This is a genomic window from Azospirillum sp. TSH64, assembly GCF_003116035.1.
Taxonomy (GTDB): domain Bacteria; phylum Pseudomonadota; class Alphaproteobacteria; order Azospirillales; family Azospirillaceae; genus Azospirillum.
The window spans coordinates 1,590,237-1,612,971 of sequence record NZ_LGQW01000015.1; the positions used below are offsets into that span (position 1 = coordinate 1,590,237).

Here is a 22,735-nt window from a genome sequence, read left to right on the forward strand (position 1 = left end):
ATCGTCGAAACCCTGGCCGGTTACCGCCAAGTCCCCCAAAGAGGACCGCCCCATGCCGCATTCTCCGTCCGAGACCAGCCCGCCGGTCCCGCTCGACATCGCCGTCATCGGCTCCGGCATCGCCGGAATGTCGGCGGCGTGGCTGCTGTCGAAGTCGCACCGCGTCACCCTCTACGAGAAGGAGGACCGGCCGGGCGGCCACGCCAACACGGTCGAGGCGGATGGCGCCGGTCCGGTCGACACCGGCTTCATCGTCTACAACGAGCCCTGCTATCCGAATCTGGTGGCGCTGTTCGACCATCTGGGCGTGGCGACGCGGGCGACGGACATGAGCTTTTCCGCCTCGCTGGACGGCGGGCGGGTGGAATATGCCGGCAGTTCCCTCGCCACCCTGTTCGCGCAGAAGCGCAACCTGCTGCGCCCGCGCTTCTGGCGGATGCTGTCCGACCTGCTGCGCTTCTACCGCGAGGCGCCGGGGCTGCTGGCGGAGTTGCAGCAGGGCCCGGCGGCGGAGACGCTGACGCTGGGCGATGTGCTGGACCGCGGCGGCTATTCCGATGCCTTCGTCCGCGACCATCTGCTGCCCATGGCCGCCGCGATCTGGTCGACCCCGGCCCAGTCGATGCGCGACCATCCCGCCGCCGCCTTCATCCGCTTCTGCGACAATCACGGCCTGCTGAAGATCAAGGGCCGGCCCGTCTGGCGCACGGTGGAGGGCGGCAGCCGCAGCTATGTGGAGCGCATCCTGGCCGACATGCCCGGCGCCCTGCGCCTGAACTGTGCGGTGGAGGGCATCGTCCGCGAGGGGGGCCGCGAGGGGGGCCGTGTGCTGGTGCGCGACCGCCGCGGTGCGGTGCGCGCCCACGACCATGCGGTGATCGCCACCCATGCCGATCAGGCGCTGGCCCTGCTGGAGGATGCCGGCGAGGAGGAGCGCCGGCTGCTGGGTGCCTTCGGCTATGAGCGCAACCTTGCCATCCTGCACAGCGACGCCTCTCTGATGCCGAAGCGCCGGGCGGTGTGGTCGAGCTGGAATTATCTGGCCGAGCGGAGGGACGATGGTCAGGGGACGGACGCGGTTTGCGTCAGCTACTGGATGAACCGCCTGCAAGGCTTCCTGCCCCGGGAGCGCGACCTGTTCGTCACGCTGAACCCGCTGCGCCCGCCGCGCGAGGGCAGCATCCTGCGCAGCGTCCTCTACGACCATCCCATCTTCGGGATGGAGGCACTGGCGGCGCAGAAACAGCTGTGGAGTTTGCAAGGGCAGCGGCGGACCTGGTTCGCCGGCTCCTATTTCGGCGCCGGCTTCCACGAGGACGGCGCACAGGCCGGGCTTGCGGTGGCGGAGGCCCTGGGCGGCCTGTCCCGGCCCTGGACGGTGCCGAACCAGTCCGGCCGCATCCATGTCGGACAGGCGCCGGTACCGGGCCCGCGTGCCGCCGCGCTGGAGGCGGTGTGATGGAGGGGCTGCCCTTCGCCTCCGGCCTCTATGTCGGCAGCGTGATGCACCACCGGGTGAAACCGGTGCGGCACCGGCTGTCCTACCGGGTGTTCAGCCTGCTGGCCGATCTGGACGAGCTTCCCCGGCTGGACCGCGAGCTGCGGCTGTTCGCCCACAACCGTTTCGGACTGCTCGGCTTCCGCGACCGCGATTTCGGGCCGTTGGGCGGTATGGGGTTGGGCGGGATGGGGACGGACCTCAAGGGCTGGGCCGAGGGCCAGCTCGCCGCCGCCGGGATCGAGGGGGGAGGGCCGGTCCGGCTGCTCTGCTTCCCGCGGATGCTGGGCTTCGTCTTCAACCCGCTCAGCGTCTGGTTCTGCCATCGCCGCGACGGGTCGCTCGCCGCCATCATCCACGAGGTGTCCAACACCTTCGGGCAGCGCCACGCCTATCTGATCCCGGCCGCGGCCGGACCGGACGGGCTGGTGCGCCAGCGCTGCGACAAGGGCTTCTACGTCTCGCCCTTCATGGAGATGGAGACCGCCTATCACTTCCGCATCCGCCCGCCCGGCGGGCTGGCGGGGGAGCCGATGGCGGTGTCGATCCGCCAGACCGATGCCGAGGGTCCGGTGCTGCACGCCGCGCTGACCGCCCGGCGGGTGGAGCTGACCGACGGCGCCATCCTGCGCGCCTGGGCCCGCCATCCGCTGATGACCGCCAAGGTGGTGGCCGGCATCCATTGGGAGGCGCTGCATCTGTGGCGCAAGGGGCTGGCGATCCGCCCGCGCCCGCCGGCCCCCGCCCATCCCGTCACCATCGTGAACAGCGCCATCCTGACCGTTTCCGAGAAGGCTTTCCGCCCATGACCGACGTTGTTACCGATATCGCAACCGACATCGCTGCGGGCGGGATCCGACGGCAGCCCCGATGGCTGCGGCTGTTGACCGGACGGGATTTGTGGACCGGCGCCCTGGCGAGGGTGGCCGGCCGCATCCGCCGGGGCGAGCTGACCCTGCGCCTGCCCGACGGGCGGACGATGTGCGTCGGCGATCCGGCCCAGGGACCGCGGGCCGACCTGACCCTGCTGGATGGGACGGCGGCGCGGCGTCTGCTGCTGGGCGGCGGCATCGGCATGGCGGAGGCCTACGGCGACGGGCTGTGGCGCACCGGCGACCTGCCGGCGCTGATCGAATTGGCGATCCGCAACGAAGGGGAGTTGGGCGGCGCGTCAAAGAGAAATGTGCTGAAGGGCACCCTGGCGCCGGCGCTGGCCAACCGCCTCTTCCACCGCAGCCATGCCAATTCCCGCCGCGGCAGCCGCCGTAACATCGCCTTCCATTACGATTTGGGCAACGACTTCTACCGGCTGTGGCTCGACCCCGGCATGACCTATTCCTCCGCCCTCTACGGGCGGGAGGGCCAGAGCCTGGAGGAGGCGCAGGACGCCAAGATCGCCCGGGTCGCCCAGCTGTTGCAACTGCGTCCCGGCGACCGGGTGCTGGAGATCGGCTGCGGCTGGGGCGGCATGGCGGAGCATCTGGCCGGCCGCTTCGGCGCCTCGGTCACCGGCTTGACCCTGTCGGCGGAGCAGCTCGCCTTCGCCCGCGGCCGCATGGAGGGCGCCGGGCTGGCGGACCGGGTCGATCTGCGGCTGATGGATTACCGGGATGCCGGTGGCGGCTTCGACCGCATTGTTTCCATCGAGATGATCGAGGCGGTGGGGGAGGAGCATTGGCCGCGCTACTTCGCCACGCTGCGCGACCGGCTGGTGTCCGGCGGAGCGGCGGTGGTTCAGGCGATCACCATCGACGACGCGCGTTTCCCGTCCTACCGCCGCAACTGCGATTTCATCCAGCGCCACATCTTCCCCGGCGGCCTGCTGCCCTGCCCGTCGGCCCTGCGGGCCGAAGCGGCGCGGGCCGGGCTGGTGGTGGAGCATGTCGAGACCTTCGGGGACTCCTATGCCCGGACCTGCGCGGAGTGGCGGCGGCGCTTCCTGGAGGCCGGGCAGCAGGTGGCGGCGCTGGGCTTCGACGAACGGTTCCGCCGGCTGTGGGATTACTACCTCGCCTATTGCGAGGCCGGGTTCCGCGCCGGGACCATCGATGTCGGGCTCTGGCGTTTCCGCAAGCCGTGAGCGGGGGGACCCTTGCGATGAAGATCGAGGATTTCGCCGCCAACGCGCCCGAACTGCGGATCGAGCAGTATTTCGCCGGTCGCACCCATGCCTGGGGGGTGTTCGAGGACCGCTTCGGCACCCTGCGCCGCAGCTTCACCGTTGCCATCGACGGGGAGTGGGATGGGCGGGAACTGGTGCTGGACGAACGCTTCCTCTATGCCGACGGCGAGACCGAGCGCCGGGTCTGGCGCATCGCCAGGACGGCTGAGGGCCATTACGAGGGGCTGGCCGACGACGTGATCGGTACGGCGGTGGGGCGGTCGGCCGGCAATGCGCTGAACTGGACCTACGAGATGGCGCTGAAGGTTGGCAACGACCGCTGGCGCGTGCGCTTCGACGACTGGATGTGGCTGCAGCCGGGCGATGCGCTGATCAACCGCGCGAACGTCTATCGCTGGGGCCTGTGGATCGGCACGGTCAGCCTGTTCTTCCTGCCGGAAGGCCGGTTGGGGCGGCCCGGCGCCGTCAGTCCGGCGGAGACGCGCCAGGCTTCCGTCCCCCCAGCCGCTGCCGAATGAGGCGCAGCGGCGCGCCCAGCAGCGGCAGGCGCAGATAGACATGCTCGCCGGAGTCCCAATGGTCGATGTGCTCGGCCACCCGACCGTCGGAGGCCTGCCGCACCTCGCTGGTGCCGATGACGTCCATGCGGCCGATGCCGGTCACCGTCGCCTCGAACCGCCAGCGCAGGATCGCCAGATCGGCGGCATACAGCCGGTGGGTGACGGTGAAGCGCAGGTCGCGGCAGCCGTTCAGCGTGTGGACCAGCACCGCGTGCACCGCATCGCGCCCGCGGGCGTCGTTGAAGGGATCGCGGAACCGCACCTCCGGCACCGTCAGCGCGGCAAGCCGGTCGAGCGTGTCGAGGCTCAGATGCTCGAAGAAGTCGGCCCAGGCGTCCAGCCCCTGGCTTCTGGCGTCGTCCGTCATGCTCCCGTCGCCTTGCGGACCAGGGGGAAGTAAAGCCGATAGGGCAGGCAGCGCGCCAGCTTCAGCTTGCGGGTGAAGCGACGGGGAAAGGCGATCTCGAACCGGTCGCCATCCAACCCGTCGGCGAGTTCCCGTGCCGCATCCTCGACCGGCATCAGGTCCGGCATGCGGAAGCTGTTGCGGGCGGTCAGCGGCGTATCGACGAAGCCGGGGCAGACCAGCTGAAGCCTGATCCCGGCACGGTCGCAGTCGGGCTTCAGCGATTCGCACAGGTTGATCAGCGCCGCCTTGGTCGGGCCGTAGGCCGCCGCCGTCGGCAGGCCGCGGTAGCCGGCGACCGAGGCCACCACCGCCAGCTGTCCGCGCCCACGCGCCCGCATTCGCGGCAGCAGCGCCTCCAGCCCATGGACGACACCCATATAGTTGACCTCCATCAACCGGCGGGCGGTGTCGGCGGAGAAATCCTCCAGCGACATCGGGCTGTGGGTGCCGGCATTCAGCACCGCCCGGTCGATGGGACCCATCCAGCTTTCGATGGCGGCGACGGTGGCCGCGGTCGCCTTGCGGTCGGTCACGTCCAGCGGGAACATGCGCATCCGGTCTGGGACCATCTGGATGGCCGTCGTCAGATCCTCGACGGTGCGGGCGGACAGCGCCACCCGCGCCCCGGCATTGGCGAGGTGGATCGCCAGCGCGCGGCCGATGCCGCTGCCGGCCCCGGTGATCCAGGTGACGCCCTGCGAACTCCCGTCCGTGCCGTTGCTCATGTCACTGCCCGTACCGTCCATGGCGTGCGCTCCGCGCGGTTCAGCCGTCGCGGTACGCAGCCAAGGCTGCGCTGGATCACCGGAGTTGGCGGGCCAGCCGGTCGCCGCGCTCCGACAGGTCGCGCATCAGGGCGCGGGCTTCCTCCTCTCCGGTCCAATGGGCGACCGAGGCCATGCCGTCGGGCGTGTCCGCGGCACCGTCGCGGCCGCCGCCGGAATCGTCCGGCAGGCCGAACACCTGTCCCGCCCGCGCCTCCACCACCGCGAAGCGGCCGTCGCCGGCCACCAGACGGAAGCTGCCCCTCTCCTCCACCACCGAAACCCGGGTCATCGGCCGTCTCCCTGGCGCTGTTCCATGGGCGGTTCAACCGGCGGGAGCGCCAGAAGGTTGCGGTGCGTCGAGATTCTTCGCGACAGCGGGTCGGAACAATGGTAGTGAGACTTATTCGCACTCAGCGGTCGCGGCCGCCATCAGTGGCTTCGGAATGGTTCGCCAGACCAACAAAAGCATGGTCCGACGATGGCGAATTCCCACAAAAAACGACTGAATCCCCGCTGGGCGCGGTCGATTTTCAGTGCGAGTGCGACTCATTCGCACTATAACCGCGGTGGGGTATCTGCTTCGGGTCCATTGCTCCGGAGCGCCATCGGGTTTTTTGCAGTGCGCGTGCGGGGCACGCGCCGAGTGGGAGTTGGACCGCCATGCCGACATCGTTTCGCCACCGTCCTGTCCTGGCCGCCGCCCTTGCCGGCGCCGGGGCGCTGATGGCCGGCGCCGTCCGGGCGCAGGAGGCTGCCGCGCCCGCCGCCGCCGTGCCGGCGGTCGGGCCGGGGGTGGTTCAGGGTGTGGCGCAAGGGGCGGCATCAACGGTAACTCAGGGGGCGGCCCAGGGAGCGGCGCAGGGCGTGCCGGACGCCGCGGCGGCGTTGGCGTCGCTGCCGCACGACCTGTCGCCCTGGGGCATGTTCGTGACGGCCAGCCCGGTGGTGCAGGCGGTGATGGTCGGTCTGGCCCTCGCCTCGGTCGTCACCTGGACCATCGCCATCGCCAAGACCGCGGAAGTCACCTCGGCCAAGCGCAAGGCGCGGGCGGCGCTGGAGATGCTGGAGGAGGCGCGGTCGCTGTCGCAGGCGGCGGAGCGGGTCGGCTTCAGCCAGGGCACCGCCGGCGCGCTGGTCCGCGCGGTGCTGGCGGAGACCCACATGTCGGCCGATGCGCCGTCGCGCGACGGGCTGATGGACCGCGCCGCCTCGCGGCTGGAGCGGATCGAGGCGGCGGCCGGCCGGCGCATGGCGCGCGGCACCGGCATCCTCGCCACCATCGGCTCGACCGGCCCCTTCATCGGCCTGTTCGGCACGGTGTGGGGCATCATGACCAGCTTCATCGGCATCTCCAAGGCGCAGACCACCAACCTCGCCGTCGTCGCCCCGGGCATCGCCGAGGCGCTGCTGGCGACCGCCATCGGCCTCGTCGCCGCCATCCCGGCGGTGGTGGTCTACAACGCCTGCAGCCGCGCCATCGGCGGGCACAAGGCGCAGCTGACCGACGCGTCGGCCGCCGTGCTGCGCCTGCTGAGCCGCGACATCGACCGCCATGCCCTGCCGCGCCCCCATGCGGTGCAGGGCCACGCCGTGGCGGGCCATGCCGTTCCGGCCCACGGCAATTCCCGTGCGGCGGAGTAACGGCGATGGGTGCGCGCCTCGGCTCCGGCAACGAAGACGATCTGACCGAAACCCATGAGATCAATGTCACGCCCTTCATCGACGTCGTCCTCGTCCTGCTGATCATCTTCATGGTCGCGGCACCGCTGGCGACGGTGGATGTGCCGGTCGATCTGCCCGCCTCCACCGCGACACCGACGCCGCGGCCGGACAAGCCGCTGTTCCTGACCATCCAGGCCGACAAGACGCTGTCGCTGGGCGAAACCGCGACGACGAAGGAAGCGCTGGGTGCGGCGCTGGACGCCGCCACCAACGGCGACAAGACGCAGCGCGTCTTCCTGCGTGCCGACAAGACCGTCGATTACGGCGCCCTGACCGAGGTGATGAACAGCCTGCGCGGCGCCGGCTACCTGAAGATCGGCCTCGTCGGGCTGGAATCGGCGCCGACGCCATGAGTGCCGCCTTCGACCATGGTCCCGCCGACTGGTCCGCTGGCGACGGGGAACGGCCGGGGCGGGGAGCCTTCCGCTGGGGCGGCAGCCTGATGGTTGCACTGGGCGTCCATGCCGCGGCCGGTGTCGCGATGGTCGCCTGGCATGTGCCGATCATGCCGTCCGACGCCGAACCGCCGGCCGTGCTGCTGGAACTCGCCCCGCTGCCGGTGGCCCCGCCGGAACCGACGCCGGCCATCGATATCCCCTTGCCGGAACCGATGCCGGAGCCGGTGATCGAACCGCCGCCGCCCGAACCCGAGCCCGAACCGGTCGTCGAGGAACCGCCCCCGCCGCCCGAGCCGCCCCCCGTGGTCGAGCCGGAGGTCGTGCTGCCCAAGCCGCCGCCCGACCCGCCGAAGCCCAAGCCCGAGGTGAAGAAGGAGGCGCCCAAGCCCCAACCGGAAAAACCCAAACCGGAGAAGCCGAAGCCGCCGCGTCCGGTCGCCCAGCCGGTGCAGCCCGCCCCGGTGGCTGCACCGCCTGCACCGGCCCAGGCGCCCGCCCCGGCGGCCCCGGCGCCGTCGGCCGCGCCCAGCCGGGCGGTGCCGAGCTGGCAGGGCCGGCTGCTGAGCCATCTGGAGCGGCACAAGCGCTACCCGCGCGCCGCCCAGGCCCGCCGGCAGGAAGGTGTTGCCCAAGTCCGCTTCACCATCGACCGCGAGGGCAACGTCCTGTCGGTCCAGCTCGACCGCAGTTCCGGCGTCAGCTCGCTGGACGAGGAGACGGTGGAGATGGTCCGCCGCGCCTCCCCCCTGCCGGCCCCGCCGGAGGAGATGGCGAAGGACCGCATCGAGCTGGTGGTTCCGGTCCAGTTCTTCATCCGCTGACCCGCTGCCCGTCCAACCGCCTTCTCCCGTCAGAGCCCATCCCATGGCCAACGCCAGCAAGCCGCGCAGCCAGCGCCTGTGGTACCGCACGCTTCAGAACATCCATCTGTGGGTCGGGCTGATCCTCTGCCTGCCTCTGGTCGTCCTCGGCATCACCGGGTCCATCCTGGTGGTGGACGAGGAGCTGCGCAGCCTGACCGGCGACGCGCCGGCCCGGGAGGTGTCCGGCGCTCCGACCGACGGTCCGATGCAGCCGGTGTCCGCCATCCTGGCCGCCGCGCGCGCCGCCGCACCGGCCGGGACGCAGCCGGGCTTCCTGGTCCTGCCCGAAGAGCCGGGCCGTCCGGCCACGGTGCGCCTCGTCGCCGCGCGCGGCGGTGACAGGGGTGGCGAACGGGGTGGCGAACGGCCGCAGGGTGCTGCTCAAGGTGCTCTCCAGGGCGCTCCGGCGCCGCAGGGTGGACCGGTCGGCATGCTCAGCATCGATCCGGTGTCGCTGGTGGTGAGCGGCGGCGCCAACCCGGCGCAGGCGTCCGGCGGCTTCCTGCGCACGGTCCACATTCTGCACGGCAACCTGCTGATCCGCGACCGCAGCGGCCGTGAACTGGTCGGCTGGCTGGGCGTGGCGATGCTGGTGCTGGGCGTCAGCGGCCTCGTCCTGTGGTGGCCGCGGCCGGGCCGCTGGAAGGCCGCCTTCACCGTCAAGGCCGGCGCCCGCGGCGTCCGCCTGCACCGCGACCTGCATGGCGCGGTCGGCATCTGGTCGCTGCTGGTCTTTGTGATCGTCAGCTTCTCCGGCGTCTATCTCGCGTTTCCGCAGACGCTGGGGGCCGGCGTGTCGTCGGTTCTGCCGGCCCGCGACCTGCGTGCCGCGGTGACGGTCCAGCCGGTGAAGGGCGCCACCCCCATCGACGTCGACCGCGCGGTCGCCCTGGCGCAGGACGCGATGCCGGGGGCGGCCCTGCGCTCCGTCTCGCCGCCGGCGCGGCCGGATCAGGCGTACCGGATCGGTCTCGCCCCGGCCGGGCAGGCCGATGGCGCCCCCATCGCCACGGTGTTCGTCGATCCCTGGACCGCGCAGGTGGCCGAGATCCGCGACCCGGCAGGCTACAGTGCCGGCGAGACGGTCATCGCGTGGCAGCGCCCGCTGCATGCCGGCGAGGGGCTGGGGCCGCTGTGGAAATGGGCGGTCTTCCTGTCCGGCATCCTGCCGCCGCTGTTCGCCGTCACCGGCACGCTGATGTGGTGGCTGAAGCGCAAGGCCCGCCGGGCCAAGAACGCCGAGCGCGTGGCAGCGCTGGCGGCCGCGGAGTAAGGGGAGGGGCGCCCGCTGACGGCGCCCGTCCGCCCTTCAACCCCGCCCCTCAATCCAAAGTCGGTTCCATCCGCTTGCCCACCCGCCGTTGGGAGTCGACGGCGGCACGCAGGCGGTCGCGTGCGGCACCGCGGCTGCCGGCGGTGGCGGCCGGGCGCAGGCCGTTCAGGGCCGCCAGGAAATTGGTGCCGGCGCGGCCCTTCGGTTCGGCAACGATCCGGGCCGGCAATGCCGGGATCTCCTGCGTCACCACATCCCGGCTGGTATCGATGCCTGCGGTCTCCGCCGTCTTCGCCTGGACGCGGGCCTGCTGCGCCTCCACCCGCGCGCGGGCGACGATACGCTCGCGCAGCTCGGCGTCGAGCGTGCGGAACACGCGCGACGCCTCGGTCAACTCGTTCTCCCGGCCGCTGTCCAGCGTCCGCTTCAGGGCGTTGGCGAGCAGGCGGCATTCCAGGACGCCGGGCACCCGCTCGCGCTCCACCGCGCGGGCGAGGACGCCGACGGCTTCGAGGGTTTCGCGGTCGAGAGTGCCCTGGGGCATGGTGCGGCCCGATCCAAAAGGGTTAGGGCCGACACTATCGGTCGGCAAGCGAGCTTATTCAACCCGCTTGTTAACCTTTTGTGCGGCGCACCCGGATCAGCGCCCGGCGGTGGCTTCCGGCCGGTCCTGCTCCACCGCTCCGCGTCGCTGGAGCCACTCGGCGATCATCCAGCAGAAGGCCGCCCAGGCGGCGCCGACGCTCCAGCCCGCCAGCACGTCGGTCGGCCAGTGGACGCCGAGATAGACGCGGCTCGACCCGATGATGAGGGTCAGCACCATCGCCCAGGTCAGCAGATAGGCCTTGGTGCGCCGGCCCTCGACGAACTGGGTCAGCAGGGCGCCCAGCGTCAGGTAGACGACGGCCGACTGCATGGCATGGCCGCTGGGGAAGCTGGCGGAGATCACCTCGTCGCCATGCGGCACCAGATCGGGGCGGGCGCGGTCGAACAGCATCTTCAGCACGGTGCTGAGCATTCCGCCGCCGCCGACCGACACCAGGACCAGCAGGGCCGCCGCCCGCTTGTGCAGCAGCAGCAGGAAACCCAGCGTGGCGACGGTCAGGATGGCGAGGATGGTGGTGCTGCCGAGCGAGGTGATATCGCGCGCCACCCGGGCCAGCCACCAGGGGCCGCCGGGCTGGTCGGGGTTCAGCGGATCGCGCAGCGCCATCAGGATGCGCTTGTCGAAGGCGGTGGTTTCGCCCTCCATCACCTCGCCGGCCAGTTCGACGAAGCCGAACAGCAGGCCGGCGATCACCGAGAGGCTGACGAGCATGCCCAGCCGGTGCCGGCTCAGATTCGCCCAGAACCCGTTTTTGCCGAACCCGTTTCTACCGCCCCCTCCGACCGCTTCGTTCCGGTTCACCCGCACCCTCCATCCCGGTTGCCGTTCAGGCGGGAGAGAGAAGCCGCACCGGTGAGCCGGCCGTCCAGGCCAGGATGTCCTCCAGGGCGTCGCGGTAGAACACCGCATAATTCTCCCGCGTCACGTAGCCGAGATGGGGCGTCAGCACGGTGTTGGGAAGGTCAAGCCAAAGGCTGTCTTTCGGCAGAGGCTCGATGGGGAAAACGTCGATGCCAGCGCCGCCGATATGGCCATGGCAGAGCGCATGGGTGAGCGCCACCTCGTCCACCAGCCCGGCGCGCGAGGTGTTGACGAACAGCGCGGTCGGCTTCATCGCGCCGATCTCTTCGGCCCCGACCACGCCGCGGGTGCGCTCGCTCAGCACCAGATGGACGCTGACCACGTCGGAGGTGGCGAACAGCGCGCGCTTCTCCACACGGGTCACCCCGGCCTCGGCGGCGCGTTCGTCGGTCAGGTTGGGGCTCCAGGCCACCACCTCCATGCCGAAGGCCTGGCCGACCCTGGCGACCTTGCTGCCGAGCTTGCCCAGCCCGACCAGACCCAGCCGCTTGCCGCCGAGATCGCCGGTCAGGCCGGTCTGCCAGCGGCCCTCGCGTAGCGCCCGCTCTTCGGCCGGGATGCGCTTGGCCAGCGCCAGGATCAGGCCCCAGGTCAGTTCCGCCGTCGGCGCGCCGACCATGCGGGTGCCGCAGACCGGGATGCCGCGGGCGGCGCAGGCCTTCAGGTCGATGGCGTTGTTGCGGGCGCCGGTGGTGATCAGCAGCCTGAGGTTCGGCAGCCGCCCGATCAGGGAGGCCGGGAACGGCGTGCGTTCCCGCATGATCACCAGCACGTCGAAGGGCTCCAGCGCCACAGCCGCCGCGTTCTCATCGCCGAGCGGCTTTTCGAACACCGTCAGGCTGCTTCCCGCCGGAAGCTGCGACCAGTCGGCGAGGTCGCGGGCGACCCCCTGATAGTCGTCGAGGATGGCGATGCGCATGGAGCCCGTCCCCTTTACTTGGTGAAGTAGGGCGCCAGATTGGCGCGGATGCGGTCCAGCACCGGGACGGCGGTCGCCGGCACCTCGAACGGGCGGCCGGTGATGGTCTCGCCGGCTTCGATGTAGACGCGGGCGGCCTCCAGAACCACTTCGGCGGGGATCTCCGGAACGTCCTGGGTGTAGGGATCGCAGCGGGCGACGACCCAGTTGCGAACAAAGTCCTTGTCGAAGCTCTCCGGCTTCTCGCCGGCCTCGAACCGCTCCTGATAGCTGCCGGCGAACCAGTAGCGCGAGCTGTCGGGGGTGTGGATCTCGTCGGCCAGCAGGATGTTGCCGTCGGCGTCGAAGCCGAACTCGTACTTGGTGTCGACCAGGATCAGGCCGCGCTCGGCCGCCATCTTCTGGCCGCGGGCGAACAGGGCCAGCGCCTTGTCCGACACCTCGTCCCACTGGGCGCGGGTCAGCAGGTTGCGCTCGACGATCTCGGTCGCCGTCAGCTCCTCGTCATGGCCGGCGTCGAAGGCCTTGGTGGTCGGCGTGATGATCGGGGTGCCCAGCTTCTGGTTCTGGCGCAGTCCGTCGGGGAAGATGTGGCCGTACATCTCGCGCCGGCCCTGCTTGTACATCGACCAGATCGAGGTGCCGGTGGTGCCGGCCATATAGTCGCGGACCACGACCTCGACCGGCATGATGGTCAGCCGCTTCGCCACCACCACGTTGGGGTCCGGGTATTCCAGCACATGGTTGGCGCAGATGTCCTTCGTCGCCTCGAACCAGAAGCGGGCGGTCTGGGTCAGCACCTGCCCCTTGAACGGGATGGCGGTCAGGGCGCGGTCGAAGGCCGACAGACGGTCGGTGGTGATGAGGATGCGCCTGCCGTCCGGAAGGTCGTAGTTTTCACGCACCTTGCCGCGGTAATGATTGGGCAGCTCCGGGATGAAGGCGTCGCGAAGAACGTTGGTCAGATGCGGGGCGAGCAGGGCGGTGTCAACCATGGGATCCTGGTCCGGATGCAGGGGCGGATGCGAGAGGCGCGCATGATACCCGAAACCCCTGCCGGAGCCAGGACGCTAATTTAGGAGGGAGGATCGCTGTCCGATGCATGACGGGACCATCGAAATGCCGGATCCTGAGCTTGCCGGCGACTATGTCCTGACGCCCGGAGTCGTCCGCGTCTGGTTCGCCGATCTCACCCGGCTGTCCGGACAGAAGGCGGCGATGCGCGCCCTGCTGTCCGCCGACGAGGTGGAGCGCGCCGACCGCTTCCTGATGGAGCGGTTGACCGACCGCTTCATCCTGCGCCGCGGGCTGCTGCGGCTGCTGCTGGGGCGCTGCACCGGCCGCGATCCGGCGGGGCTGGTCTTCGACTATGGGACGCACGGCAAGCCGTCGCTGCCCGGCGGCCCGGCCTTCAACCTCAGCGACAGCGAGGACAGCCTTGCCATCGCCGTCGCGGCGGAGGGGCGGATCGGCGTCGACATCGAGCGGCTTCGTCGGATCGAGAGCGCCGACGGCATCGCCGACCGCTTCTTCCACGTCACCGAGCGCGCAGCGCTGCAAGGGCTGGGGCCGGAGCGGCGGGACGAGGGCTTCCTGCTGGCCTGGACGCGGAAGGAGGCCTTCATCAAGGCGGCCGGCGTCGGGTTGTCGATGCCGCTCGACCGGTTTGCGGTGGAGGTGAGGCCGGACGCGCCGCCGGCCCTGCTGGAGATCGGCGAGGATCTGCGCGGCGATGTCGGCCTGCCGGCGGACTGGAGCCTGTTCGACCGCCGGGTGCTCCCCGGCACCATCGCCGCCATCGCGGCGCATGGCACCGGCTGGACCGTGGAGACCAGGGTGATCGATGTGGGGTTCGCGGGGTAGGGAGACCCTACCTCACTCTCCCCCGGCCAGCGTGCCGGTCAGGCGGTTGCGGATGGCGGAGACGGCGCATTCCAGCGGGCGGTCGTCGTCGGGCTTGGGGGCCTTGTCCATCACGTCGGGGCACATGTCCTGCGCCATCCACACCTGCGCCTTCGGCGGGACCGGGGCGTTGGGGTCGCAGGTCGCCGGGTCGGGGTGGGTTTCCTCGGTGCTGCCGTGGGTCGGCTTGACCTCCAGGTTCGGCGAGACGCCGAAGCAGTCCACCAGCGCGCCCGACGGGCGGTAGTAGCGGGCGGTGGTCAGCCGGATGCCGGTGTCGACGCTGAGCGAGGAAATCGTCTGCACCGAGCCCTTGCCGTAGGAGCGGGAGCCGAACAGCAGCGCCCGGTGATGGTCCTGCAGGGCGCCGGCCACGATCTCCGACGCGGAGGCCGAGCCGCTGTTGATCAGCACCACCACCGGCAGCCCGGCCATCAGGTCGCCGGCGGTGCCGCGGTAGGTGCGGGATTCCTCGGGATCCCGGCCGCGGACGGACACGATGTCCACCGTCTCCAGGAAGCGGTCGGCCACCTGCACCGCCTGCTCCAGCAGGCCGCCGGGGTTGTTGCGCAGGTCGATGACGGCGCCGGTAAGCCGGCCCTTCGATTGCCGGCGCATGTCCTCGATCGCCGCATCCAGCGCCGAGGAGGTCGACTGGTTGAAGGTGGCGATGCGGACATAGGCGACGTTGCCCTCCAGCCGGTAGCGGACGGGCTGGATCTTGACGATGGCGCGGGTCAGCGAGACGCGGGTGTTGGCGTCGGTCGCCGGCGGGCGGCGGATCGACAGGGCAACCGAGCTGCCGACGGGCCCGCGCATGCGGGCGACGGCGTCGTGCAGGTTCAGCCCCTTCACCGCCACATCGTCGATGCGGGCGATCAGGTCGCCGCTGCGCAGGCCGGCACGGGCGGCGGGCGAACCGTCGATGGGGGAGACGACCTTGATCAGGCCGCTCTCCTCGTCCATCGTCACCTCGATGCCCAGCCCGCCGAACTCGCCCTGCGTCTGTTCGCGCAGGTAGCGGTAGCGCTCGGCGTCGAGGAAGCTTGAATAGGGATCGAGCGAGCCCAGCATGCTGTCGAGCGCCGCCTCGGTCAACAGCCGGTCGCTGGCCTTCGGATTCTCCGCCTTCTTCTTCTTCAGCCCGTCTTCCGCCTTGTCGATCAGCACCTGCGGATCGAAGGGCTTCACATGCTCCGTCAGGACGCGGCGCATGGCGTCGGAGAAGAGGACGTAATTGCGGTCGGCGGTCGACAGCGAGCCGTAGCCGCGGATTTTCGCGAAGTCCGTGCGGTAGCGGTCGAGCGCCGCGACGGTGTCGGCACGGCTGGTGGGCGCCACGGCGCAGGCGGGCCCGATCGCCACCATCATCAGCAGCAGGGCAGCCAGCAGCTTCGCCATCCTTGGACCCTCTTGACTGGCCGATCCGGCCGGCGGTCTTGCACGCATCGTTCACTATACCAGGGTTTCGCCGGTTGCCCCGACCCTAGCACGTCGTTCGCCCATTCTCAAAGTCCACCCGATTTCGGCAAGAGGGCATGCCGGGGGTGGAACGGCCGAACCGCACGATGGAGCGGAGTCCTGACATAGGATGCACAAACAGCGATGTCGCGCGCCCCGATGGGACGCACGACCGGCGCGAACGGACGAGTGCTTTCGGAGGGTGGGGACGCTAAAGGACCTGGGGAGAGGCGCTCAGTAGGCGCCGCTGCCCTTCACCACGACGCGCACGGTGCGCAGCATGATGCCGATGTCGGCCCAGAAGTTCCAGCCGACGACATAGGCGGTGTCGAGCTGGACGCGGCGCACGTAATCGACGTCGCTGCGGCCGCTGACCTGCCACAGCCCGGTCAGGCCGGGGCGGCAGCGGGTGTAGAAGGGAAAGCAGGCGTGATAGTAGGACACCTCGTCGTCGATGATCGGGCGGGGACCGACCAGGCTCATGTCGCCGCGCAGCACGTTGACCAGCTGCGGCAGCTCGTCCAGGCTCGATTTGCGCAGGAAACGGCCGACCGGGGTGATGCGCGGGTCGTTGCGCAACTTGCGCGTCGCCAGCCATTCGGCGCGCGCCTCCTCGTCGGTGGCGAGCAGCCGTTCCAGCACCTCGGCCGAATTGACCACCATGGAACGGAACTTCAGGCAGGTGAAGGAACGCCCGTCGGCGCCGACGCGCCGGTGGCCGAACACCGCCGGTCCGCCGTCGCGCGCCACCATCCAGGCCAACACCAGCATCAGCGGTCCGAAAACGGCAAGCAGCCCCAGCGCGCCGACGATGTCGAAGGCGCGCTTGATGCGGTGCCGGTGCAGGGGAGGGCAACCGGGAAGCCGGTCCATCGCCTGCATCGCCGACCGGGTCCCGGCCATCCGGCCGGGGTCCAGACGGGGAGCGCCCAAAAGAGCGATGTTGGACAACGCCATTGTAATCTCTCGTCGCTGAACGTCTCTGGTCAGAGCATAGGACCATCCGAGAGAGGCAACGGCCAGCGCGCGAAAGGGGTCCCGCCAATGGGACCGATTGTTTGGAAACAGCGGGTTAGCCCGCCGGTACGTATCAGCAGATACGGGGAAGCTGTTCTCCGGTCAGCCAATCCACGATCCGGCGGCCGCCGAAACGGGTCTCCATCTGAACGAAGCGGTGGGAGTCTTCCACCACCCGTCCGATGCAGGCGGCGTCCCGTCCCAGCGGGTGATCGCGCATGACGGAGAGCAGGCGGTCGCACTCCTCCTCGGCACAGATTGCGATCAGCTTACCCTCGTTGGCAGCGTAAAGCGGGTCGAGTCCCAACAATTCGCAGGCCGCCGTCACCTGCGCCCGCACCGGAATGTCGGATTCGCGCAGCCGCATGCCGACACCGGACTGGTGGGCGATCTCGTTCAGCGTCGTCGCCAGCCCGCCGCGGGTCGGGTCGCGCAGCACATGCACGTCCGGCACCGCCGCCACCATCGCAGCGACCAGCCCGTTCAGCGCGGCGCTGTCGGACAGGATCGCCGTTTCGAAGCCCAGATTGTCGCGGGTCGACATGATGGCGACGCCATGGTCGCCCATGGTGCCGCTGACCAGGATGACGTCGCCGGGCCGCGCCCGGTCACCGGAGGGGGAGACGCCGGGCGGCACCATGCCGATGCCGGTGGTGGTGATGAAGAGGCCGTCGCCCTTGCCGCGCTCCACCACCTTGGTGTCGCCCGACACGATGGCGACCCCGGCCTCGCGCGCCGCGGCGGCCATGCTGTCGACCACACGCTTCAGGTCGGCGAGGGGGAAGCCCTCCTCTATGATGAAGCCGGCGGTCAGGTGCAGCGGCACGGCACCCGCCATGGCGACGTCGTTGACCGTCCCATGGACGGCCAGCGAGCCGATGTCGCCGCCGGGAAAGAACAGCGGCGAGACGACGAAGCCGTCGGTCGTCATCACCATGCGCCCGCCCGGCACGTCGAAGGCGGCCTGGTCGTTGCCCTGGTCGAGATACGGGTTGGCGAAGGCGGCGGCGAACAGCTCGCGCACCAGCTGCGCCATCGCCTTGCCGCCCGACCCGTGGGTCATGTCCACCGCCCCGCGGGCGATGTCGAGCTTGCGGGTGAAGAGGCGGCGGTCGGTCATGGCGGGGGTCCGGGTGGTCGGCGGGTGTGTGGAGGGCAGGGGCGTCAGGCCGAGGCTTCGGCTTCGGCCTGGGCGACTTCGGCCAACAGAGCGAGCGTTCGCTCGGCTTCCTCCGCGTCCAGGCGGGACAGGGCGTAGCCGACATGGACGATCACGTAATCGCCGACGGCGACACCCTCCACCAGCTCCAGCGAGCAGGTGGAGGTGACGCCGCCCAGGCTGACGGTGGCGCGGTCGTCGGGCAACAGGGCGGTGACCAATGCTGGGACGGCAAGGCACATGGCGGCGATCCCCCCGGTCAGACGGCTGCGGTGGCGGTATGGGACGCGCGGGCCTCGGCCAGCCCGTCGGCGATCCAGTCGTACCAGTCCTCCAGCCCTTGGCCGGTGGTGGCCGACAGCTGGATCACCGCCAGCGACGGGTTGAGGCGCTGGGCATAGCCGATCATCCTCTCCACATCGAAGGTCAGATGGGGCAGCAGGTCGATCTTGTTGACGACCAGCAGGTCGGCGCGGACGAACATGTCCGGGTATTTCAAAGGCTTGTCCTCGCCCTCCGTCACCGACAGCACGACGACGCGGTGGGTCTCGCCCAGGTCGAAGCCGGCGGGGCAGACCAGATTGCCGACATTCTCGACGAACAGCACGCCATCCTCGGCGAACTGGCCGTCGGCCGCCAGCTTGTCGGCAGCCTGCGCCACCATCGAGGCGTCGAGGTGGCAGCCCTTGCCGGTGTTGACCTGCACCGCCGGAGTGCCGGTGGCGCGGATGCGGTCGGCGTCGAAGCTGGTCTGCTGGTCGCCCTCGATCACCGCGACGGGGAACCGGCCCTTCAGATCGGTCAGGCTGCGGGTCAGCAGGGTCGTCTTGCCCGAGCCGGGGCTGGACATCAGGTTCAGCACGAACACGCCGCGCTCGGCGAAGCGGCGGCGATTGACGGCGGCTAGCCCGTCGTTCTTCGCCAGGATGTCGCGTTCGATGGTGATCAGCCGCGGCTGGTTCAGCGCCGCGCCGCCGTCGATGGCGTCCGGCCGGTCGGGGCGGTGGTGGGCATGGTCATGGTCATGGGCGGCGTGATGATGGTGGACGTGGCCATGGTCGTGGTGATGCCCATGGTCGTGCCCGTGCTCATGCCCATGATCGTTATGGCTGTGGCGGAACACCGTGCCGTCGGGGGCGACATGCTCGTGGGTGTCGTCATGGTGATGGTGGGCATGGGGATGCGTGTCGCCGTGGCGGTGGCGGTAGACCTTTCCGTCGGGGCCGATGTGCTCATGATCGGCATCGGCGGCCTTGCCGTCGATCCGGGTTTCGCCTTCGCCGCATCCGCAAACCGTGCACATCACGCCCTCTCCCACTCTTCCATCCGCAAGACGCCCGCCCATCATCGACTTGCCTGCGGGCTTCGGCAAGCGCTCGTCATTCGTGTACGTCTATGCCGCAGGCGACGCAGGGATCCAGCATCGCGACCAGCAGCCGCACACGCTCCACCGCATCGTCACGGTCGCGCACCGCCGCTCCGGCGAGGCCGCGCGCCAGCGGGCCGTCGGCGGCGAAATTCCAGTCGGTCGGCGCCACCATGCGAGCATCGGCCAGGCGGCCGTCCCCGTCCAACCGCAGCCAGTGTGCCAGCCGCCCGCGCGCGGTCTCCGCCACGCCGCAGCCCTCGCCCGGACCGCAGGAGCCGGTGGCGGCCGGATCGGTCGGCCGAAGCGCGGCTATGGTCTTTTCCATCCGCCGCGGCAATTCCGCCAGATCGGCGAGCCGCGCCGCGAACAGCCGGGCCAGCCCGTCGCCGAAGCGCTCCGTCACCGAGGCGACCAGCAGGTGGTCGGCCTGCCGTTCCAGCGGGCCGGTCAGGGCCGGGGCACCGTTGCGGCGGGGGGTGGTGGCGAAACCCGGATCGCCGGCCAGCGCCGCCGCGAACCAGCCGGGCGACCGTTCGCCGAGCAGCGGCACGCCGCAGGCGCCCCAGCCGGCCAGATTCGGCGACAGCAGCCGGGCGGCCAGCCGTGCCGCGTCCGTGCCGCCGCGCGCCGCCCAATCGGCCAGCTCGTCGGCATCCCGCGGTGGCGGTCCGGCGAAGACCGTCGCCTCCAGCCAGCCGGCCACCCGGTCCAGCGCGTCGCGCAGAGCCGCCACGTCCGGCCGCAGCATGCCGCCGCCGGGGCGCAGCCCATCCTTGGCCGGATAGAGCGCCGGCAGGACGGCGGACGCCGCGCTCCGAAGCTCGCGCAGGGCCGCCGGCCGCGGCGGTACGCCCAGGCGCGCCGGCCATTCGACCACCGCCTGCCAGCCATGGCTGTCCAGCGCCTCCGCATCGGCCAGCAGGCCGCGCGCCGCGTCATGGGCGCTTGCGTCTTGTCCCAGCGCCGCCTCGCAGGCGCGGGCGACGGCCAGCCCCTGGGCGCTGCCGCACAGGCTGAACAGCAGGGGCGCCAGCCGCGCCGCCTCCTCCGCCCTGCGGCCGACCAGGGCGGCGACGGCGCGCGGGCGGCGGGTGGCGACCTCGGCCCGGCGGATGGTCATGCCCTCCCGACCGTTGTCCAGCCACAGCCGGACGGACACCGAACCTTCTCCGGGAAGCGTGGGGGTGGACATCGAAGGTTCCTGGGGCGGCATCTGCCGGGGGTTAACGGATCGCATCCTGACGGATCGGGGGTGCAACTCATTGACCTGCGTCAAAATACGTAGATCCGGCGGGGTGGGAGCGCTGTCTCGGCCATGGCCGGGCCGGCGCTTTCTGCTACACTTCGCCCCAACCGCGCCACACCGTCCGGTTTCCCCTGCGTCGGGCGGGAAAGCCGGGACGGCATGATCCGATGGGCGCGACACGACATCAGAGGATGCTGGTCCATGAAACGTTTCCCTCTCGCCTCGGCCGTCCTGCTGGCCGGGCTGGTGCTGCCCGCGGTCGCCGACGCCCACACCTTCGGCGCCCATGACGCCGGTTTCGCCCACGGCTTCCTGCATCCGGTGGGCGGCTGGGACCATCTGCTGGCGATGGTGGCGGTCGGGCTGTGGGCGGCGCAGCGCGGCGGTGCCGCCTTGTGGGCGCTGCCGACGGCCTTCGTCACCGCCATGATCGGCGGCGGCCTGCTGGGCATGACCGGCATCGGGCTGCCGGCGGTGGAGCTAGGGATCGCCGGGTCGGTGATCGCGCTGGGCGCCCTGATCGCCGCGCAGTCGCGCCTGTCGCTGCCGGTCTCGCTGGTCGTGGTCTCCGCCTTCGCCCTGTTCCACGGCCATGCCCATGGCGCCGAGATGCCGGAGGCGGCACAGCCGCTGCTCTACGGCCTGGGCTTCGCGCTCGCCACCGCGCTCCTGCATGGCGCCGGCGTCGGCGCCGCCCTGTCGCTGCGCGGCATCGTCCGCGGCGGCACGGGCGCGCTGGCCCTGCGCGGGCTGGGTGCCGCCATCGGCCTCGGTGGCGTGGCCCTGGTGGCGCTGGCCTGAGCGCCGCCACCGGTTCGCCCAAGATGGCCAATCGATGATGGAAGGGCCGGGCGGGAAACCGTCCGGCCCTTCGGCGTTGTGGGCCCCGCGACATTTTCTACCCCGGCCGGGTGACGACGTTGCGCCGCTGCGCGTTCACGCGCTATAGGGCGGATCGTCCCCGCCCGCCCCCCCTCCACCGACAATCGACGGACCGCCCGTGGACTCGCTGATTCCCGAACTGATCGCGCTTGGCCAGGTGGTCTTCATCGACCTCGTGCTGGCCGGGGACAACGCCATCGTCGTCGGCATGGCCGCCGCCGGGGTGGCGCGGGAAAAGCGGGCCCGCGTGATCTTCTGGGGCATCGCCGCCGCGGTGGTGCTGCGCATCGGCTTCGCGCTGGCGGCGACGAAGGTGATGGACATCATCGGCCTGACGCTGGCCGGCGGTCTGCTGCTGCTGTGGGTGTGCTGGAAGCTGTTCCGCGAACTGCGCAGCCAGCGCGAGGAGGCCCAGGCTGCGGCGCTGGTCGCCGACGGCGATGAGGCCGGCGACGGCGGGACCGCAGCCCCGGCCGGCGGCGGCAAGTCGGTGCGCACCGCCGTCTGGGAGGTGATCGTCGCCGACGTGTCGATGTCGCTCGACAATGTGCTGGCGGTGGCAGGTGCGGCGCGCGAGCATCTTTGGGTGCTGGCCATCGGGCTTCTGCTGTCGGTGGCGCTGATGGGGGCGGCGGCCAGCGTGATCGCGCGGCTGCTGAACCGCTTCCATTGGATCGCCTATCTGGGACTGCTGGTCATCGTCTATGTCGCCGTCCGCATGATCTGGCAGGGCAGCATTGAGGTGATGGCCTTCGCCCAGATTATCGGCTGACCTTATGGGTTGACCCGCAGGGGGCGAGGCGGGCGGGACCGGAACAATCGGCCTTCGATGGTGTTGCAAGCCGGCAGCCCCCACAGGAGACGCCCGGCATGACCCATCAGAACGACGCCATTCCGTCCGCCGCTCCTCCCGACACGACAGCGCCCCAGGGCCGCCGCCCGGAAGAGATCGAGCACGAGATCCAGTCGATCCGCGCCCGCATGGATTCGGTGATCGACGAGATCGAGTTCCGCCTGTCGCCCGGCCAGATGTCCGGCGGTGTGGTGCAGGTGGTGCGCGACGTGATCCAGGGCGGCGGCGACGGACTGTCCGGCCGCATCGCCCGCGCCGTGCGCGCCAACCCGATTCCGGTGGCGCTGATGGGCGTCGGCGCCCTCTGGCTCGCCGTGGCGGTCGCCCGCACGCCGGACTCCACCACCGAATTCGACGATTACGCCCCCAATGGCCGGCAGCTCGACCCGCGCAGCCGGCATCTGCTGACCGACCTGACCGGCGCCTGCCGCGACGGGGCCGAGGCCTTCCGCCGCGCCGACATGACCATCGCCGACCCGTCGCTGTCCGGCCGCCTGCAGGAACTGGCCGACCAGCTCGACCGCAGCGCCGTGGCGCTCGATGCCGAACTGCGGCAGGGCGGCGGCTGGATCGAGACCGCCGGCGACGGTGGGCGCGTCTGGTCGCCGATGCACGGGCTGGCTGAGGCCAGCGCCCGCAGCGTGATCACCGGGGCCGGCGGACCGGGTGCCCGCGGCGACCTGCTTGCCCGGCTGGAAAGCGGGCTCGACGGCACGCTGGCGCTGTTCCGTGACGCCCTGCGCGATGCGCCGGACGACCATCTCCAGGTCGCAATCGGCGCCCAGTTCCACGCCCTGGAAACGGCGCGGCACCGGGTCGGCGCGCTCCGCGAAGCCGTGGCCTGAGG

Annotated in this window: 25 protein-coding genes; 12 read left to right on the forward strand and 13 right to left on the reverse strand. The window is 70.7% G+C overall.

The annotated features are described in order from the left end of the window. Positions 1 to 52 precede the first annotated feature (52 nt). Genes TSH64_RS08775 through TSH64_RS08790 form a run of 4 tightly spaced genes read left to right on the forward strand, consistent with a single transcriptional unit; the run spans position 53 to position 4,138 of the window. The gene (locus TSH64_RS08775; protein ID WP_109096419.1) at positions 53 to 1,459 is read left to right on the forward strand and encodes an FAD-dependent oxidoreductase; all 1,407 of its coding nucleotides are present in this window, start codon (positions 53 to 55) and stop codon (positions 1,457 to 1,459) included. After that, positions 1,459 to 2,307, forward strand: a complete 849-nt coding sequence (locus TSH64_RS08780; RefSeq protein WP_199237514.1) for a DUF1365 domain-containing protein — start codon at positions 1,459 to 1,461, stop codon at positions 2,305 to 2,307. The genes TSH64_RS08775 and TSH64_RS08780 overlap by 1 nt, the downstream gene beginning before the upstream one ends. Further along, on the forward strand, positions 2,304 to 3,578 hold the full coding sequence (locus TSH64_RS08785) for a cyclopropane-fatty-acyl-phospholipid synthase family protein (RefSeq protein ID WP_109096420.1): 1,275 nt from the start codon (positions 2,304 to 2,306) through the stop codon (positions 3,576 to 3,578). Before TSH64_RS08780 ends, TSH64_RS08785 begins: the two co-directional genes overlap by 4 nt. A 17-nt stretch (positions 3,579 to 3,595) precedes the next feature. Next, the gene (locus tag TSH64_RS08790; RefSeq protein WP_109096421.1) at positions 3,596 to 4,138 is read left to right on the forward strand and encodes a DUF3833 domain-containing protein; all 543 of its coding nucleotides are present in this window, start codon (positions 3,596 to 3,598) and stop codon (positions 4,136 to 4,138) included. Here the strand turns inward: TSH64_RS08790 and TSH64_RS08795 are convergent. The 3 genes from TSH64_RS08795 to TSH64_RS08805 all read right to left on the reverse strand — a co-directional run bounded on the left by TSH64_RS08795 (position 4,086) and on the right by TSH64_RS08805 (position 5,645). Further along, positions 4,086 to 4,547: a nuclear transport factor 2 family protein gene (locus TSH64_RS08795; RefSeq protein WP_109096422.1), complete on the reverse strand. Its 462-nt coding sequence runs from the start codon at positions 4,545 to 4,547 to the stop codon at positions 4,086 to 4,088. The genes TSH64_RS08790 and TSH64_RS08795 overlap by 53 nt on opposite strands. Further along, positions 4,544 to 5,314 (reverse strand): SDR family NAD(P)-dependent oxidoreductase, encoded by a 771-nt coding sequence (locus TSH64_RS08800; RefSeq protein WP_109096423.1) that lies wholly within the window; start codon positions 5,312 to 5,314, stop codon positions 4,544 to 4,546. Before TSH64_RS08800 ends, TSH64_RS08795 begins: the two co-directional genes overlap by 4 nt. Before the next feature lie 76 nt (positions 5,315 to 5,390). Continuing rightward, positions 5,391 to 5,645, reverse strand: a complete 255-nt coding sequence (locus TSH64_RS08805) for a hypothetical protein (RefSeq protein ID WP_109096424.1) — start codon at positions 5,643 to 5,645, stop codon at positions 5,391 to 5,393. A gap of 371 nt (positions 5,646 to 6,016) precedes the next feature. On the opposite strand from TSH64_RS08805, the gene exbB reads away from it, so the two are divergent. Genes exbB through TSH64_RS08825 form a run of 4 tightly spaced genes read left to right on the forward strand, consistent with a single transcriptional unit; the run spans position 6,017 to position 9,612 of the window. Continuing rightward, a complete protein-coding gene (gene exbB / locus TSH64_RS08810; protein ID WP_247872822.1) occupies positions 6,017 to 6,997 on the forward strand; it encodes a tonB-system energizer ExbB in 981 nt (326 codons plus the stop codon). Positions 6,998 to 7,002: 5 nt separating this feature from the next. Then, complete coding sequence (gene exbD / locus TSH64_RS08815) at positions 7,003 to 7,431, forward strand: TonB system transport protein ExbD (RefSeq protein ID WP_109096425.1); 429 nt, start codon at positions 7,003 to 7,005, stop codon at positions 7,429 to 7,431. After that, positions 7,428 to 8,297, forward strand: a complete 870-nt coding sequence (locus TSH64_RS08820) for an energy transducer TonB (RefSeq protein WP_109096426.1) — start codon at positions 7,428 to 7,430, stop codon at positions 8,295 to 8,297. Before exbD ends, TSH64_RS08820 begins: the two co-directional genes overlap by 4 nt. Positions 8,298 to 8,340: 43 nt before the next feature. Further along, entirely contained in the window at positions 8,341 to 9,612 is a 1,272-nt protein-coding gene (locus TSH64_RS08825) for a PepSY-associated TM helix domain-containing protein (RefSeq protein WP_109096427.1), read from the forward strand. Between the two features lie 49 nt (positions 9,613 to 9,661). Here the strand turns inward: TSH64_RS08825 and TSH64_RS08830 are convergent, their stop codons facing one another. The 4 genes from TSH64_RS08830 to TSH64_RS08845 all read right to left on the reverse strand — a co-directional run bounded on the left by TSH64_RS08830 (position 9,662) and on the right by TSH64_RS08845 (position 12,994). Beyond that, a complete protein-coding gene (locus TSH64_RS08830) occupies positions 9,662 to 10,156 on the reverse strand; it encodes a hypothetical protein (protein WP_109096428.1) in 495 nt (164 codons plus the stop codon). Positions 10,157 to 10,252: 96 nt separating this feature from the next. Continuing rightward, on the reverse strand, positions 10,253 to 10,930 hold the full coding sequence (locus TSH64_RS08835; protein ID WP_109452438.1) for a phosphatase PAP2 family protein: 678 nt from the start codon (positions 10,928 to 10,930) through the stop codon (positions 10,253 to 10,255). Positions 10,931 to 11,045: 115 nt separating this feature from the next. Next, a complete protein-coding gene (locus tag TSH64_RS08840; protein WP_109096429.1) occupies positions 11,046 to 11,999 on the reverse strand; it encodes a D-2-hydroxyacid dehydrogenase family protein in 954 nt (317 codons plus the stop codon). Between the two features lie 14 nt (positions 12,000 to 12,013). After that, positions 12,014 to 12,994 (reverse strand): phosphoribosylaminoimidazolesuccinocarboxamide synthase, encoded by a 981-nt coding sequence (locus tag TSH64_RS08845; RefSeq protein ID WP_109096430.1) that lies wholly within the window; start codon positions 12,992 to 12,994, stop codon positions 12,014 to 12,016. 103 nt (positions 12,995 to 13,097) lie between these two features. On the opposite strand from TSH64_RS08845, the gene TSH64_RS08850 reads away from it, so the two are divergent. Then, positions 13,098 to 13,862, forward strand: coding sequence for a 4'-phosphopantetheinyl transferase superfamily protein (locus TSH64_RS08850; protein WP_109096431.1), 765 nt, complete (start codon positions 13,098 to 13,100; stop codon positions 13,860 to 13,862). 12 nt (positions 13,863 to 13,874) lie between these two features. Here the strand turns inward: TSH64_RS08850 and TSH64_RS08855 are convergent, their stop codons facing one another. The 6 genes from TSH64_RS08855 to TSH64_RS08880 all read right to left on the reverse strand — a co-directional run bounded on the left by TSH64_RS08855 (position 13,875) and on the right by TSH64_RS08880 (position 20,099). Next, complete coding sequence (locus TSH64_RS08855) at positions 13,875 to 15,302, reverse strand: S41 family peptidase (RefSeq protein ID WP_109096432.1); 1,428 nt, start codon at positions 15,300 to 15,302, stop codon at positions 13,875 to 13,877. Between the two features lie 294 nt (positions 15,303 to 15,596). Continuing rightward, positions 15,597 to 16,319, reverse strand: coding sequence for a sugar transferase (locus TSH64_RS08860; protein WP_247872823.1), 723 nt, complete (start codon positions 16,317 to 16,319; stop codon positions 15,597 to 15,599). Between the two features lie 133 nt (positions 16,320 to 16,452). Further along, a complete protein-coding gene (hypE, locus tag TSH64_RS08865) occupies positions 16,453 to 17,499 on the reverse strand; it encodes a hydrogenase expression/formation protein HypE (protein ID WP_109096433.1) in 1,047 nt (348 codons plus the stop codon). 44 nt (positions 17,500 to 17,543) lie between these two features. After that, entirely contained in the window at positions 17,544 to 17,780 is a 237-nt protein-coding gene (locus tag TSH64_RS08870) for a HypC/HybG/HupF family hydrogenase formation chaperone (RefSeq protein WP_109096434.1), read from the reverse strand. A 17-nt stretch (positions 17,781 to 17,797) separates the two neighbouring features. Continuing rightward, positions 17,798 to 18,841, reverse strand: a complete 1,044-nt coding sequence (gene hypB, locus TSH64_RS08875) for a hydrogenase nickel incorporation protein HypB (RefSeq protein ID WP_109096435.1) — start codon at positions 18,839 to 18,841, stop codon at positions 17,798 to 17,800. A gap of 76 nt (positions 18,842 to 18,917) precedes the next feature. After that, on the reverse strand, positions 18,918 to 20,099 hold the full coding sequence (locus TSH64_RS08880; protein WP_247872824.1) for a nickel-dependent hydrogenase large subunit: 1,182 nt from the start codon (positions 20,097 to 20,099) through the stop codon (positions 18,918 to 18,920). Between the two features lie 255 nt (positions 20,100 to 20,354). On the opposite strand from TSH64_RS08880, the gene TSH64_RS08885 reads away from it, so the two are divergent. From TSH64_RS08885 to TSH64_RS08895, 3 genes are all read left to right on the forward strand, one after another. Beyond that, positions 20,355 to 20,954 (forward strand): HupE/UreJ family protein, encoded by a 600-nt coding sequence (locus TSH64_RS08885; protein WP_109096437.1) that lies wholly within the window; start codon positions 20,355 to 20,357, stop codon positions 20,952 to 20,954. Positions 20,955 to 21,153: 199 nt separating this feature from the next. After that, positions 21,154 to 21,807, forward strand: coding sequence for a YjbE family putative metal transport protein (locus TSH64_RS08890; protein ID WP_109096438.1), 654 nt, complete (start codon positions 21,154 to 21,156; stop codon positions 21,805 to 21,807). Positions 21,808 to 21,905: 98 nt separating this feature from the next. Continuing rightward, on the forward strand, positions 21,906 to 22,733 hold the full coding sequence (locus TSH64_RS08895) for a DUF3618 domain-containing protein (RefSeq protein ID WP_109096439.1): 828 nt from the start codon (positions 21,906 to 21,908) through the stop codon (positions 22,731 to 22,733). The last annotated feature ends 2 nt before the right edge of the window (positions 22,734 to 22,735 follow it).